The sequence below is a fragment of the Micrococcaceae bacterium Sec5.8 genome, assembly GCA_039636775.1.
Taxonomy (GTDB): domain Bacteria; phylum Actinomycetota; class Actinomycetes; order Actinomycetales; family Micrococcaceae; genus Arthrobacter.
Map to the genome: position 1 here is coordinate 1,707,049 of CP143429.1, position 13,185 is coordinate 1,720,233.

13 protein-coding genes and 1 pseudogene are annotated in these 13,185 nt (G+C 61.1%); 8 read left to right on the forward strand and 6 right to left on the reverse strand.

The annotated features are described in order from the left end of the window. The first annotated feature begins 30 nt into the window (after positions 1 to 30). Together VUN84_07895 and VUN84_07900 are read left to right on the forward strand one after the other, a co-directional pair. A complete protein-coding gene (locus tag VUN84_07895; protein XAS65545.1) occupies positions 31 to 339 on the forward strand; it encodes a hypothetical protein in 309 nt (102 codons plus the stop codon). Positions 340 to 1,972: 1,633 nt separating this feature from the next. Then, positions 1,973 to 2,254: a hypothetical protein gene (locus tag VUN84_07900; GenBank protein ID XAS65546.1), complete on the forward strand. Its 282-nt coding sequence runs from the start codon at positions 1,973 to 1,975 to the stop codon at positions 2,252 to 2,254. 529 nt (positions 2,255 to 2,783) lie between these two features. Here VUN84_07900 and VUN84_07905 read toward each other — a convergent pair. Next, positions 2,784 to 3,035: a hypothetical protein gene (locus VUN84_07905; protein ID XAS65547.1), complete on the reverse strand. Its 252-nt coding sequence runs from the start codon at positions 3,033 to 3,035 to the stop codon at positions 2,784 to 2,786. A gap of 437 nt (positions 3,036 to 3,472) precedes the next feature. Here VUN84_07905 and VUN84_07910 point away from each other — a divergent pair, with 437 nt between their 5' ends. Beyond that, complete coding sequence (locus tag VUN84_07910; GenBank protein XAS65548.1) at positions 3,473 to 3,796, forward strand: DUF6355 family natural product biosynthesis protein; 324 nt, start codon at positions 3,473 to 3,475, stop codon at positions 3,794 to 3,796. Positions 3,797 to 4,181: 385 nt separating this feature from the next. Here the strand turns inward: VUN84_07910 and VUN84_07915 are convergent, their stop codons facing one another. Continuing rightward, positions 4,182 to 4,529, reverse strand: coding sequence for a hypothetical protein (locus VUN84_07915; GenBank protein XAS65549.1), 348 nt, complete (start codon positions 4,527 to 4,529; stop codon positions 4,182 to 4,184). Positions 4,530 to 6,216: 1,687 nt separating this feature from the next. Between VUN84_07915 and VUN84_07920 the strand changes: the two genes are divergently transcribed. The 5 genes from VUN84_07920 to fmdA all read left to right on the forward strand — a co-directional run bounded on the left by VUN84_07920 (position 6,217) and on the right by fmdA (position 9,558). Further along, on the forward strand, positions 6,217 to 6,651 hold the full coding sequence (locus VUN84_07920; protein XAS65795.1) for a CrcB family protein: 435 nt from the start codon (positions 6,217 to 6,219) through the stop codon (positions 6,649 to 6,651). Beyond that, positions 6,648 to 7,016 carry a fluoride efflux transporter CrcB gene (gene crcB / locus VUN84_07925; protein XAS65550.1) on the forward strand — a complete coding sequence of 123 codons (369 nt, stop codon included), beginning with the start codon at positions 6,648 to 6,650 and terminating at the stop codon, positions 7,014 to 7,016. Before VUN84_07920 ends, crcB begins: the two co-directional genes overlap by 4 nt. A 289-nt stretch (positions 7,017 to 7,305) precedes the next feature. Beyond that, positions 7,306 to 7,950, forward strand: a complete 645-nt coding sequence (locus VUN84_07930) for an AmiS/UreI family transporter (GenBank protein XAS65551.1) — start codon at positions 7,306 to 7,308, stop codon at positions 7,948 to 7,950. A gap of 30 nt (positions 7,951 to 7,980) precedes the next feature. After that, positions 7,981 to 8,268 (forward strand): zinc ribbon domain-containing protein, encoded by a 288-nt coding sequence (locus VUN84_07935; GenBank protein XAS65552.1) that lies wholly within the window; start codon positions 7,981 to 7,983, stop codon positions 8,266 to 8,268. 33 nt (positions 8,269 to 8,301) lie between these two features. Continuing rightward, complete coding sequence (gene fmdA, locus VUN84_07940; protein ID XAS65553.1) at positions 8,302 to 9,558, forward strand: formamidase; 1,257 nt, start codon at positions 8,302 to 8,304, stop codon at positions 9,556 to 9,558. Between the two features lie 632 nt (positions 9,559 to 10,190). On the opposite strand, the pseudogene VUN84_07945 reads toward fmdA, so the two are convergent. From VUN84_07945 to purU, 4 genes and pseudogenes are all read right to left on the reverse strand, one after another. After that, positions 10,191 to 10,619: pseudogene (locus VUN84_07945) on the reverse strand (DUF4192 family protein). A 495-nt stretch (positions 10,620 to 11,114) separates the two neighbouring features. Beyond that, the gene (locus VUN84_07950) at positions 11,115 to 11,570 is read right to left on the reverse strand and encodes a nucleoside deaminase (protein XAS65554.1); all 456 of its coding nucleotides are present in this window, start codon (positions 11,568 to 11,570) and stop codon (positions 11,115 to 11,117) included. Between the two features lie 483 nt (positions 11,571 to 12,053). After that, positions 12,054 to 12,188, reverse strand: coding sequence for a hypothetical protein (locus tag VUN84_07955; GenBank protein XAS65555.1), 135 nt, complete (start codon positions 12,186 to 12,188; stop codon positions 12,054 to 12,056). Positions 12,189 to 12,298: 110 nt separating this feature from the next. After that, entirely contained in the window at positions 12,299 to 13,183 is an 885-nt protein-coding gene (purU, locus tag VUN84_07960; protein XAS65556.1) for a formyltetrahydrofolate deformylase, read from the reverse strand. Between the last annotated feature and the right edge of the window lie 2 nt (positions 13,184 to 13,185).

A 13,185-nucleotide genomic window follows, 5' to 3' on the forward strand; every position in this document is an offset into this window, starting at 1 on the left:
GCTTATCCGTTCCGCCGAAGGAGCAATCGAATGTCTCGCATCATTTCCACCGGCTTGGCCAAGACCGGTCTCCTGCTCGGCTACAAGGTCGCCCGCGATACAGGCAACCGGCAGGCAGGCGGCGCCATTTTGGCAGCCTGCGGCTTGGCCGCCTTCGCGGTTTGGAAAAACGACGCCGGCGCGGCCCGGGCTGCCGCCCTCACGGGCACGTATGTTACGGCCTTTGGCGCGTCCCACCCCTTGGCGAAGAAGATCGGCGCGTGGCCGGCAGTATTCACCGTCACCGGTGTCATGGCGCTGGCCTCGATGATCTTTGGCGGGCGCCGCAAGGAGTCCTAGTACTACAGGCGCGCCAGCTGTACCTAGCCAGCAGGTTGGTTACATCTGCTGATGGGCGGTCCTCCTCCGAGGGCGCTGACTTGTGGTCCTGGAGGCGGCGGGCTCCGCTGCACCGTTGGTGGTCCGTGGTCACCTCCTGGAGGCCGGCCGGGCCGTCGGTCGGTCATGCAGGTTGCTGTTTTCTTCTCCATGAAACGTTCGGAAAGGAGGAACCCGCAGCCATGATGGTCAGCGATTTTCAGCAGGAGGGCCGCCCAGTGCGGTGCTTGTACGCGGCCGGCTCGTTTCCTGAGGCCGGCCTTTCCTATCGGAGCGAAATCGAGCGCAATGCACAACCGACCCGCCCGGACGGCCGTTTAAGCAGCTTGGTTGGGGGCGGCGAAGCGGGCAAGAAGGAGGGTGTGCACAATGTGCACACCCTGGGCTTCGGACTGGGTCGTACTGGTGCCGGACTGGGCCGGATTCGGGATGTTTGGGCGGGAGGCCAGTGTTTGCAGGGGCTGGAGTCCGGTTCGAGTCCCACCTCGGGCACAGTCTTTCCGCAGGTCAGCGGTTTTTTGGTGCTTTTACCGTGTGGACAGTGTCCACACTCTTGCCTCTGATCTGATGTTCCGGGTGTGTGGGGTCCCGGAAACGGCCTATTCAGTTATGCGGGGGAGCGGTCCCCTACGGCGGACCGGGTACCGCCCTCTGGGGTCTCTTCTGGGTGTTCATCCTCGTTCGTCCTTCCCGTTGGATTTTCGCGTTCACCACTTCATGGTGGCTAGGGTCGCCTACAACGTGACGTGCTGATTATTCTTTAGATGGACCTGGGTTTGCGGCTGGTCCGGGTTTTCCGCTCTGGTACTTGTTCATGCAGGAATGCGGTGGGAACGGCATGACATGGCAACTGATCCGGAGGTGATCATGAGCTCGCTGAGCCTGGTCAGCGGGCGGGCCCCAAGGGCGATCTGCAGGAACTCCTGGGCCTTGTGGTCCTGGGCCTTTCCACGAGTTGCGGACGGTCGCGTGGGCGTCGTGACGTGTGCCAGAGTCCGACTGGCAAAACGACTATGTCGACTGCAAGCGGGTGTGAACCGTTCGATCAAACGAACGAGGGAATCCGCAATGGCCTGCAACAAGTATCCGTACCCGAGCCCATTCACCGCCCTGGACGCAATCGTGGCAGTGGGGGAGCCGGGGCAGGCATTCCGCCCGGGCCTACCCGTGCGAGCACTACCACCGCCGGCACCTGACCTCCAAGAAAGTCGCAGGCAGGAAGCTCCCGGAGTGGGAACGTTGCCAGGTCTCGCTGCCCGCGCCGTAAACGATCCCAGTCGCTTGTGCCTCCTCGTCCCGACATCGAATGTCCTCCGGTTGACGGCGGCCCGAAGCTTGTGATCGAACGGCACGACTCTCCGGGGAGCAAGTAGCGCGGCCGCGAGCGGGCGGATACGCCACTTCGGTCGGGGAGCCGCAGGTGTCAGACGCTCAGAGGTACTTCTCGGCGTCGTCCGCGGCGTAGTCTTCGTCGCCGTTCGTCATGTCGATGGCGCGGTCGAGGTTTTTGTTCGACTCGATGCCGGAGCGGACGCAGTTGCCGGACTGCGAGTAGGGCTGGCCGGCGCGGCCCCATCTTGCTTATAGTGCTCTCTTGCCCATTTTTCAGGAGAGGATTTCCATGGCCGCTGAGGACTACTTCGTCCACCGTCACCAGGACACCTTCATCGCGGAGGACCACCTCGATGTCTGGCGTCCCATTCCACACGGAGATAGGAACGCTGTGATCCAGATAGACCAGGCGGACGGGGTTACGGCGGCAGTCGACTACCGGGCCGAAGACGCGCCAGCCCTGGCCCGCGCGATCCTCGAAGCAGTCGGCCTGGACTCCCGGACTGAGTTCCTCGGCGAGCTGCCGGACCTGAACGCTGGGTAGTCCCTCATGACGCTGAGTGATGTCCGGTTCTTCCACAAAGTACTGCAGGTAGGAAAGCCCGAGGGCTACAGGCTGACCAGGAAACACACATGCGCCGTCCTCGCCTTGCGTTCTCAGTCCCCACGACAGACCTAGGCCTGGCTCAAGCCTGTTCCAGCTTCGCGAGAGGCTCGGCAATCGGGCTGCCGTCCCGGTACTGCTTTGGGCACGGCGCCAGCGACCCCTTCAGGACCGCGATCTCCTCATCGCACTGGCTAAACTTCCAATGGACGATGGTGGCCTGATCCGTGTATCCAGGGGCCGGTATGTCGCCCGTCGCATCCCCTTCGGCGCCTTGAATGGCTTTTGTAGCAGAGGACGAGCGCCCCTTTCGAGCTTGCCTTCGCGTTTGAACTGCTTGATGGGCTCAATGAACTTTAGGTAGTGGACGCCGTCAACCACGCCCCGCTTGAACTGGGCCGCCCGTTCACCGCCGCCGGCCAGGATCCTCCACGTAGCCGCATGTCACTTCCGCAGGAGCGAAGTCCTCTCAGTTATCCCTGTCTGAGATTTCCTTCGCTGTTCGCCGCAATCTGATAGCGGCAAGCCCGATGACGCTGCCTGCTGCGGCCAGGAAGAAGAACAGCACCAGCAGCGGACCAGACATCCCAGGAAAAAGCGGGTTCCGGCCGGTAAGGAAGATCGAAGCCAAGAGGCCCGCCATCGACACGCAAAACGCCAGCCCTAGTACCTTCTGCTTGCGGCCCTGGCGCATCATCGGCGATCTAGTTGAAGTAGCCATGAATATATTCTATCGTATTGAACGAACCCAATTTGACAGGGTTTGTAAATAATATGGGGGAAAATAACATGAAAGCTCGGAAGATTGTCACAATTTTGTCCACAGGGCTTCTCGTTGCCGGTGGCATCGTTGGCACCTCACTAGTGGGGCCGGAAGAGGCGAAGGCTTCGGTATGTGGTTACTCGCAAGAAATCCACACCTACAGTTCCATCCTCAGTCTGAACTTGCTTGGTCAGACCCTAGACCCCTTTGGCGGCCAGAAAGTCGTGTCTGTCTACGGTCACTGCGGTCCCACAAACGTTAGGATCGTCACCGAATCACCCAATGGCAACCGTTACGCATGCGTACCCCCGGGTGACAGCTGGCTCGGATTCGTGAACCAGGGCGACAGGATCACTGGCGCCTACTACGTCGGCCTCTGCTAAGGGGCAGGTCCAATGAGTCAGCTAAACGGTTTCAAGCGAGTTTGCGCCGCAATAACGACTGGGGCGGCTCTGGTAGTCTCCGGACTGGTAGTCACCGCCGCGCCGGCATCTGCAGCCGTGTGCGGTTTTCAGGGTGTTGTCACGTCGAACATCGGCGGCAACATACCGCCCTGGGAAGAAGCGATCTATAACCACTGCGGTCCAGGTAACGTCAAGATCAGAGTCCAGTACTACTACGCCGAACGCGACCTATGCGTGACCCCTGGAGAAACCCGCCTCTATGCAAACCCGAACTTGGGCGGCCTCAACTTTGCATATTACATTGGCGGCTGCTGACCAATACGAATCAGCCGATTCTCTGTAGGGCAAATATTTACTGTGTTACACAGAAAGTATTTATAACCTACTTCTAAATGAAAACTGAAGTGCTTCATCCCCACCGGGATACCCATCGCTCGTGGGTTTGCATTATGATGTTCCGGGTGTGTGGGTCCCGGAAACGTCCTATTCGGTTGTGTAGGGGGGGCGGCTGCCTACGGCGGACCGTGTACCGCCCTGTGGGGCCTCTTCCGGGTGTTCATCGTCGTTCGTCCTTCCCTTGGGTTTTGGCGTTCACTACTTCATAGTGGCCAGGGCCGCTCACAACATAATTTGCTGAATATTCTCTAGTTAGATCGACCCAGAGATGCGGCCGGTCCGGAGTTTCTGCTCTGATACGTGTTCATGCAGGAATCCGTCGGGAACGGCATGACATGGCCACTGATCTGGAGCTGACCATGAGCTCAGGGTGCGAACGGGAAGTCAGTCTGTACGTGATGCGGCCGAGGTCAGCTACCTCGAGCAGGCTGGGCAGGGTCGCCAGGCTGACGGACATGGCTCCGTCGTAATAGAACGGCCGCAATATGGACTGCCTCTTAACTCCCAGCGCCGTTAGCGCGCTGAGGGCCAGATCCTTATCGATGAGCATCGTCAGCAGGATCCTAAAGTCGATGTAAGGCACGAAACCGCCCGCGTGGGCCAGGATGAACTTGATTCCCGAGAACTTCTCCAACGCACCGGACGGGACCAAGCTGATAGCAGTGCCAGTGGTGTGGAGCAAGAAATCTGGAGCGAGAAATCTGTGGCACAGGTGGGTATGCCCGGCACCGCCGGGGCCGGCAGTTCACCGGGGTGGATGACTACCACGGCCCGTCGGTGGTGAAGGAACTGCAGCAGTGGCTCAAACCCCGGATCGCCGAGATAGCGGCCGTGGCTGTTGGCCAGCATCACGATCTCGTCCGCGAGCAGGATGTCCAGAGCGTACTGGGCCTCCGCCAGGCCGACTTGCACGCCCGGCAGCGTGACAGTCGCGAAGAACCTGAACCGCTCAAGCCGGGCCGCCACCACCTCTGCACTGTATTCGTTGACCTCCACGCGCGCCGCCGCGCCTCAGCAGCGTATTCGAAGTACACGCCGAGCGCTCGGACCCCGACGGCAGGCCAATGGCGCCCGAGCGGATGCCCTTTTCATGCATCCAGCGCGCATACCCAGGCGGAACGATGTGCTGGGGAGTGTCAATGCGGTACGGCAAACCCATCCGGATCCTTGTCTATGTGCTCGTTTCGCTTCTACGCCGGACCCTCAGTGGATGTGAACAATCTACTCGCAAATCCGACCCGTGAGCAGACCGCCGGACGGGGCCAGGGACTGAGCTAGACCGGTCCCTGGTTGGTCCGATTTTCGGAGGGCCAGGGTGGGATGCGAGGACCCTTCCGGGGCTGCGGCAGGCTTCCGTGGGTAAAACCGGGCGCGGGAGTTGAAGCTGTAGCGCCGTGCATCTACTGACAACGTCGGCCGACGTTGTCAGTATCCGGGTCCCGATCCGGTTGGCGGCTGTCGGTGATGGTCGAAAAGTGAGCCACTTTGACCACGAATGGCTCACTTCTTGACCAGCGCCGACAAATGTGCGGCGATGGCGCCTGCACGCTGACCAAATGACCGGTGGCACCGGGGATTGCCTTCCCCTCGAAGCCATGCATTTTCTAAGATGAAGTTAGGAAGTCGAAGGCGAACGGCAGTTGTGACCGGGCGGGTGTGACCATGATGGCGAAGAAGGCACTCAGGGAGGGCCGAGTTGGGGCGGAACGCTCGGTAGGCTCCACAAGCGCGCAATCGATGGGACTGTCCGCCGTTGTCCGTTCCATGAAAATCACTGAGGAGCAGATGGGCCTGATCCGCGCCTCTAAGGCCCCGCCTGCCCTCAACGAGGTCCAGGGTTCTAATTTTCTGGGGTGCTCTCTGCCTGAACCGGATAAGCGTACGGCGGGGCAGTTTGGCGGAAACAGCTCCCAGGGACTTAAGAAAGCGACGCGGGGGTGTGGCGGCGTCAGTCGTTGCCAGGCGATTCGCGGTGGAACTGCGAACGAAGGACGAATTCTGGCTTGGCCTGCGGCGCCGATCGTGTTGCCCGCTAACGGGTGCGCTAGTGCCGCTGTATCCCCCGGCGGATGTGAAAGGGACCTCGGCGTGAGATTTGGTGCCTGCGCGTTTCTAAGCCGTTCGCTGCGCAGGCCGTGGTGGCCTGAATTCCCACCAGGAGTAGATCACTTTCGGGGCTGCCACCTGAGGCCCCTCCCTGCGCCCAGCGTCCGGTCGGAAGGAATTGCGTGGTGACCGGGACGGGGCCTGTGGAGGGAGCCGCCGCAACGGGTGCGGTTCCCGCATCATCAAAACCAGGGCGGTACGGCCTGAGCCCCTACTTTATCGCGCTGGTCATGATGGGTGGAGGAGTCGGCGTCTTATCGCGTTATGGCCTTGGGCAAGCGTTGCCCTCCCCGTCGGGATGGCCGCTCGCTACGCTGCTCATCAATTTGTCTGGAGCCTGGGCTCTCGGGGCGTTGCTGGAAGGACTCCAGCGTCGCGGACCGGACGTAGGGATTCGACGTGCCCTTCGGCTTTTGCTCGGCACGGGTTTCCTCGGCGGTTTCACAACCTACAGTGCTCTGGCGCTCGACTCGGTGCTGCTCCTGGCGCTTGCAAATGATGCAGGTGCAGTGGCGTACCTGGCGCTAAGCCTGTTCGGCGGGGCTCTCGCCAGTTGGTCGGGGATCTGGTGCGGCGCGGCATACGAGAGAAGTTCCCTCGCGCGCCGCGTCGCCGCCGAAAAGCCGAATCCGGGGAATCGACCCCTCCTAAAGGAGGAGGAGCCATGATCATGTTTTTGTTGACTCTGGCCGGGGCTGCCGGGGCAGCCACGCGATTCATTGTTGACAGTTTGGTGAGGCCTAAAGTACCCACTCCATTGCCGTTGTCCACGATGGCCATCAACGTTAGCGGCTCACTATTGCTTGGCGTGCTCGCCGGCGCGATGTTGGCGGCCAGAGGTCCGGCAGAGTGGCAGACCATTATCGGCACGGGGTTTCTGGGAGGATTCACTACGTTCAGCACCGCCAGCGTCGAAACCATTCGACTGATTCAATCCCGGCGCAGCGGTCTGGCCGCTGTCTACAGTCTGGGAACACTGGTCCTGTCTTTAACGGCTGCAGCGACCGGCATGGCCCTGGGCCGGATCCTGTAGAACCGGGGTTGCCCGCCGGCTACCGGTTGTATCACACGGCGGTGTCATAGCCTCGAAGCAACACGTTGAATAGAGGGATTGCCGGTGGCGCGCAGGGCGTTAAGTCTCTCGGATCGCGCGGATATCGCGCTTAGAAGGGCCGAAAGTCCTTAGACCGCGGCGTAGGCGACGGCTAGCCTTTAGGTGAATACCAGCCACGGGGCCAGTTCGGCCAATGGGTCCCGTCACCCGGATCCACTTCGGGGAATTCCAATACTGCACCGCTTTTTCATATGTCGATGGAGTTGACATGGGTAGCGTGGGTTTGCTTTACGTAGGTGCTGTTCTGTTTGTCAATGGCCTGATGCTCGTGGGGGTCATCCCGGGAAAATCCGCCGCCATCCTTAACTTCTTTGTGGGAACCATGCAGGTGGTTTTCCCCACCATCATCATTCTCCAAGCCAACGGCAACCCCTCGGTCATTTTCGGTGCCGCGGGGCTGTATCTATTCGGTTTTACCTACCTCTACGTAGGAATTCTCCAGATGACCGGCATCAGCGGCGAAGGCCTCGGATGGTTTTCCTTGTTCGTCGCCGCCTGCGCTCTCGTCATCGGGGTGCTGCAGTTCACCCAGGTAGCCGACCCGGTCTTCGGCGTCATCTGGTTTGTGTGGGCTGTGCTCTGGTTCATGTTCTTCCTACTACTGGGGCTCAACCGGACGTCATTGACGAAGATGACGGGCTGGTTCACGGTCTTCATCAGTCACCTGACGGGCACCATTCCGGCGTTCTTCCTGCTGCTCGGCCGCTACGAGACGAACACGACCTATGCAGCCCTGGTCGCGGTGTTGGCCGCGATCTCGCTGACGGCTGCATACTTCCTAGGTCGTAAGTCAATGCGGAGCAGCACCCAGCCCCAACCCGGGCCAGCCGCGAACGTGGTCCGGCCCGCCTGACCCTGCCGCCTAAGCAGAGAGGACCCCTCCGTGGCCATCTATGAATACTGCTGCCCCGACGGCTCAGCCTTCGAAGCATCCCACCCGATCGGGGAGGCACCGGATGCACTGGCGTGTCCTTCCTGCGGGAAACCATCCCGCAGGAAGATCAGTGCTCCCCATCTGTCAAAGGCAGGTTCCCCAGCGTTCCGCCTCATTGACTCGACTCAGCGCAGTGCATCCGAACCTGAGATCGTGAACTCCCGGATTCCGGGCACCCCCCGGCGTGCCCAGCCGTATTCATCAAACCCGTTACATCGGAAACTGCCGCGGCCCTGACAACTTGGAAGCGGCACCTTCAAAGGAGATGAAATGCCAGCAAAGATATTTGCCCTGGACTCCAGCAAGAAGTTCGAGGATCAGGAAAAGATCGGCCATAACCGGTGGCACCCTGAGATTCCGCCAGTCTCAACGGTCAAACCCGGAGAATCCTTCCGGGTAGACTGCCGGGAATGGTTCGACGGGGCAATCGTGAATGATGACTCCGCAGAAGATATCCTCAACGCCCCGCTATTGACGGTTCACAAACTCAGCGGCCCCTTCGCTGTCGAAGGCGCCAAACCCGGCGATCTACTGGTAGTCGACATCCTGGACGTCGGCCCGATCCCGCAGGAGGATTCCGGCCCGCTGGCCGGACAGGGCTGGGGCTACACCGGCATTTTCGCCACCAACAATGGAGGCGGCTTCCTTACCGAACAATTCCCGGACGCGTACAAGGCGATCTGGGATTTCAACGGACAAATCGCTACCTCCCGGCACGTCCCGGGCGTTGCCTTTACCGGGCTGATCCATCCGGGGCTGATGGGTACCGCCCCCTCAGCCCAGCTGCTGGCGAAGTGGAACAAGCGCGAAGGGGACCTCATAGCTACCAACCCCAACCGCGTGCCGCCCCTGGCGCTTCCGCCCGAAGCCGGGCACGCGGTTCTTGGACACCTTGCACAGTCCGAATTCGACAGAGTGGCAGGCGAAGCGGCCAGGACTGCCCCCCCACGGGAAAACGGCGGAAACCAGGACATCAAGAACATGTCCAAAGGCACCCGCATCTTCTACCCGGTATTCGTAGACGGAGCCAACCTGTCCATGGGGGACCTGCACTTCTCACAGGGCGACGGTGAGATCACATTCTGCGGCGCCATCGAGATGGGCGGCTTCATTGATCTCAGGGTGGACCTGATCAAGGGCGGAATGGAGACTTACGGGGTGAGCGAAAACGCCATCTTCATGCCCGGCATCGTCGATCCACAGTTCAGTCAGTGGCTGGCGTTTTCCGGCACCTCGGTGACCCTGGACGGCGAACAGCGGTACCTCGACTCGCACCTCTCGTACCAGCGGGCATGCCTCCACGCCATCGACTACCTGAACAAATTCGGATACAGCAAGGAGCAGGCGTACGTCATCCTCGGTGCCGTCCCCATCGAAGGGCGCCTTTCCGGCGTGGTGGACATCCCCAACTCATGTTCCACGGTTTACCTTCCGACAGCGGTCTTCGATTTCGATGTACGACCGTCCGCCGCAGGACCCCACCAAATCGACCCGGGAATGGGAGTGCCAAAGGCCAACAACCGATGACCTTTTGATCCATTGCCCTGCAGAGGGCGCCCGGCCAACACGGCGCTGGCTGGGCGCCATCCTGAAATAACCGTTTCAAACCAAGTTGGGAATGCTCAAGGCTTTCAGGGCAAAGAAGCGCCGCACCCTGTCGATGCGGGGTGCGGCAGTTTGGGGGAGGCCTCTGGTGGGGAGAAATGGGGGTGTGGACAGTGTCCACACTTTGGGTGCCGGACTGGGCCGTACCGGTGCCGGACTGGGCCGGATAGCGGATGTTTCGGCGGGAGGCCAGTGTTTGCAAGGGCTGGAACCCGGTTCGAGTCCCACCTCGGGCACAGTGTTTCCGCAGGTCAAAGACGTTTTGGTGCTTTTTTCGTGTGGACAGTGTCCACACTCTTGCCTCTGATCTGATGTTCCGGGTGTGTGGGGTCCCGGAACGGGCTATTCGGTTGTGTGGGGGGAGCGGCTCTCTACTGCAGTCCGGGTACCGCCCTGCGGGGTCTCTGCTGGGTGTTCATCCTCGTTCGTCCTTCCGTTGGGTTTTCGCGTTCACTACTTCATGGTGGCTGGGGCCGCGTACAACATGACTTGCTGAATACTTTTTGATCGCTCTGGGGTTGCGGCCGGTCAAGGATTTCCGCTCTGATACCAGTTCATGCTGGAATGCGTCGGGAACGGCATGACATGGTCACTGATCCGGAGCAGGTCATGGGCTCGCTGAGCCTGGCCAGGTGGTAGCCGGGGTCGGCCTCCAGGGCGAGGTGTAGGAACTGGTGGGCTTTGCTGCCCTGGCCTTCCCGCCAGTTGATGAAGGCGATGGCGGTCAGGATGAGGGCGGAGTGTCCGGTGCTGCTGTGCGTGTAAGCGTGTAGCAGCAGGTGTTCAGCCCATTCGAGCAGGACCATTGGGGCTTGCTGCTCGTCTGGGCCAGGAGGACACGGTCCGGGTTCCAGGATTCCGGGAATGTCAGCCATGAGTTGATCCCGAATGGTGGGGAACTGGAGGCCCGCGATCAGGCCGATGATTTGTTCCTCGTTCGGGAAGGATTTTGCGTCCAGCACTCCTGTCCAGAGTGTCCGGGCCCTGTCAAGAGCATCTCAGATGTTCATGCACTGCATTGATTTCACGCCACTTTCGACGGCGCCCGCGGTCTGGACAAACAGCGAAGGTGCTTCTGGTCATTCATGGATGGATTTCGGTGACGCGGCGCGAGGGTACCACTCACGGTCATAACGCCAGCGACCAGCTACTGGATGGGACTGCTGAAGTCTTGGCTGACAAATGGTCAGGGATATCTTCAGCAAGGCGAGGCTTAGAACCATTTCCGACCTTGCGGTTGCGGTCGCCGTCTTCCACGGCGCCGGCACAGACCACAGACTCGCTGAAGCTGTGGCTGCCGTCAAGACGGAGGATGAGTGGAGTCTTCGGGCGGGCGGTGGCGATCGAACTACGGGTAGGGGAGACACCAACGTTCGTCGCGTTCGAGACCGGTACCAGGCCACAGGCATATGATTTCGCGGCACACGGTAGCTTTAGCCGTGTTTGATCCATTTCACCGTGCTCGTTTTTTGCGTGGATTACTCGGCGATGTCCTCTGCCCATAGTTCAGGGTGTTCGTCCTGGAAGGTGCGCATCATCTCGACGCATCGAGTGTCATTCAACACCACCACTTCGACGCCGCGTGAGCGGAGGAGTTCGAATTCGCCGGGGAACGTGTCGGCCTCGCCCACCACTACGCGCGGAATCTTGAATTGGATGATGGTCCCGGTACACATCGCGCACGGCGCCAGGGTGGTGTAGAGGGTTGTGTCCCGGTAGCTCTTCTGGCGTCCGGCGGCCCGCAGCGCAGACATCTCGCCGTGGGCGATTGGATCGCCATGCTGGACACGTTGGTTGTGGCCGCTGGCAATGACGGCCCCGCCACGGGCCAAGGCGGCACCGATCGGGATGCCGCCCTCTCGGAGGCTTTTTTGTGCGGCCTCGTAGGCAGCCTCGAAGGCCGGGTCTGTGATGGTTCGTTCAGTTTCGGACACGGGTGCAGTCTAATCCGCGAGCATCGAAGAATTGTTGGTACCCGCTGACGGCGGTGACATCGAGGCTATTCGGCCGGTGCCTGGCCAGCGGCCGCTTGCGCTGAAAGCCGTTTCACTGAGTTGCTCTGCTTCATCCCCGGTTTCAGCGTCTCTGGGGGGCGGGGTGGCAGGCGAAGGTGGGCGGCAGAGGCGCGTTGGTTCAACCACGATAGTCCGGGCGATCCGTATTCCTTTACTGGCAACAGCACGTGCGCTGCGCGTTCGATCGCAGAGGACGCCCTTGGGCGGAGATCCAGCCCTGCCGGCCGCATGTCGAAGCTCGTGGCAAATGTTCCCGGTCGATACTTGCTCCGGCGTTGCAACCAGCGCTCAGTTAGCTCGCCGGCTGCAGGGATGATGCCCGCCTGCCGCCAGACCTCGCGATCGGCCAGGAGCCTCACATTGGGGTCCGTTCGGTGGTGTACCTGTCTTGTGTCGTCGAATCTACGCCTCCTTGGCGTTGGTGCGGGTGGTGCTGATCATGGAATGCTGCCGCAGCAGTAGGGCGAGACGCTCGCAGCTCAGGCGCATGGCCTCCAGCTCACGCCGGCTGTACTCGTCAACAACGCGGTGGACCAACTCCGACAGTCCCCGGCCTCCGCGTCTAACTCGTGGTTGAGTGTGACCTGCGACTTGAAGATCCCGGAGCCGACGAACACGCCGTCGGGCGCCGAGCTGTACCGAAACTGCTAGCGCAGTACGACGGTCCTGCTGCCCTGAAGGAAAACGCGTCCCTCGCAGTGCCAGCGGACAGCGTTGGACAGTGCTTTCCGCTCGGTGTCCCGTCCGGCCGCCACGAGATCGTCGGCACCGAAGGTGTGGTCCACCTCCACCACCTGTTGGGAGATGATCGGGCCCTCATCGAGCTCTGCATTGACGTAGTGGGCGGTGGCGCCGACGGTCTTGACGCCGCGGGCGTGCGCCTGGTGGTACGGCTTGGCGCCCTTGAAGCTGGGCAGGAAGGAGTGGTGGATGTTGATGGCGCGGCCGTCCAGCCGGCGGGTCAGGTCGTCGCTGAGGACTTGCATATAACGGGCCAAAACCACCAGTTCGACGTCGAGCCGGTCGACGAGCTCCATCAGGTTCGCTTCGGCCGCGGGTTTGGTGTCCGCCGTAACGGGCACGTGGAAGAAGGGGATGCCGTGCCACTCCACGATCCCGCGGTGGTCCGGATGGTTGGAGACGACGCCGACTATTTCGATGGGCAGCTCGCCGATGCGGGCACGGAACAGCAGGTCGTTGAGGCAGTGCTCGAATTTGGAGACCATGATCAGGACCCGGCGTTTCGCCGCGTGTTCGCGCAGTTGCCACTGCATGCCGAATTTGTTGGCGACGGGCACGAAGGCTTCCCGGAGCGAATCAAGGGTGGCCGGTCTGTCGGGGGAGTCCCCGGCCGATGCGAAGTGGAGCCGCATGAAGAAGTGTCCGTCGTCCTGGGAATCGAATTGCTTACTCTCCAGGATGTCGCAGCCCTGTTCGAGCAGGAATCCGGACACAGCGTGGACGATGCCCCGTGTTTCCGGGCAATCGAGGGTCAGAACGTATTCAGCGGCGTCGCTAGTCAAGGTGTCCACAG

Coding starts and splice junctions, on each gene's coding strand:
- VUN84_07895 (XAS65545.1), top strand. CDS start 31: ATGTCTCGCATCATTTCCACCGGCTTGGCCAAGACCGGTCTCCTGCTC.
- VUN84_07905 (XAS65547.1), bottom strand. CDS start 3,035: ATGGCTACTTCAACTAGATCGCCGATGATGCGCCAGGGCCGCAAGCAG.
- VUN84_07910 (XAS65548.1), top strand. CDS start 3,473: ATGAGTCAGCTAAACGGTTTCAAGCGAGTTTGCGCCGCAATAACGACT.
- VUN84_07920 (XAS65795.1), top strand. CDS start 6,217: ATGGGTGGAGGAGTCGGCGTCTTATCGCGTTATGGCCTTGGGCAAGCG.
- crcB (XAS65550.1), top strand. CDS start 6,648: ATGATCATGTTTTTGTTGACTCTGGCCGGGGCTGCCGGGGCAGCCACG.
- VUN84_07930 (XAS65551.1), top strand. CDS start 7,306: ATGGGTAGCGTGGGTTTGCTTTACGTAGGTGCTGTTCTGTTTGTCAAT.
- fmdA (XAS65553.1), top strand. CDS start 8,302: ATGCCAGCAAAGATATTTGCCCTGGACTCCAGCAAGAAGTTCGAGGAT.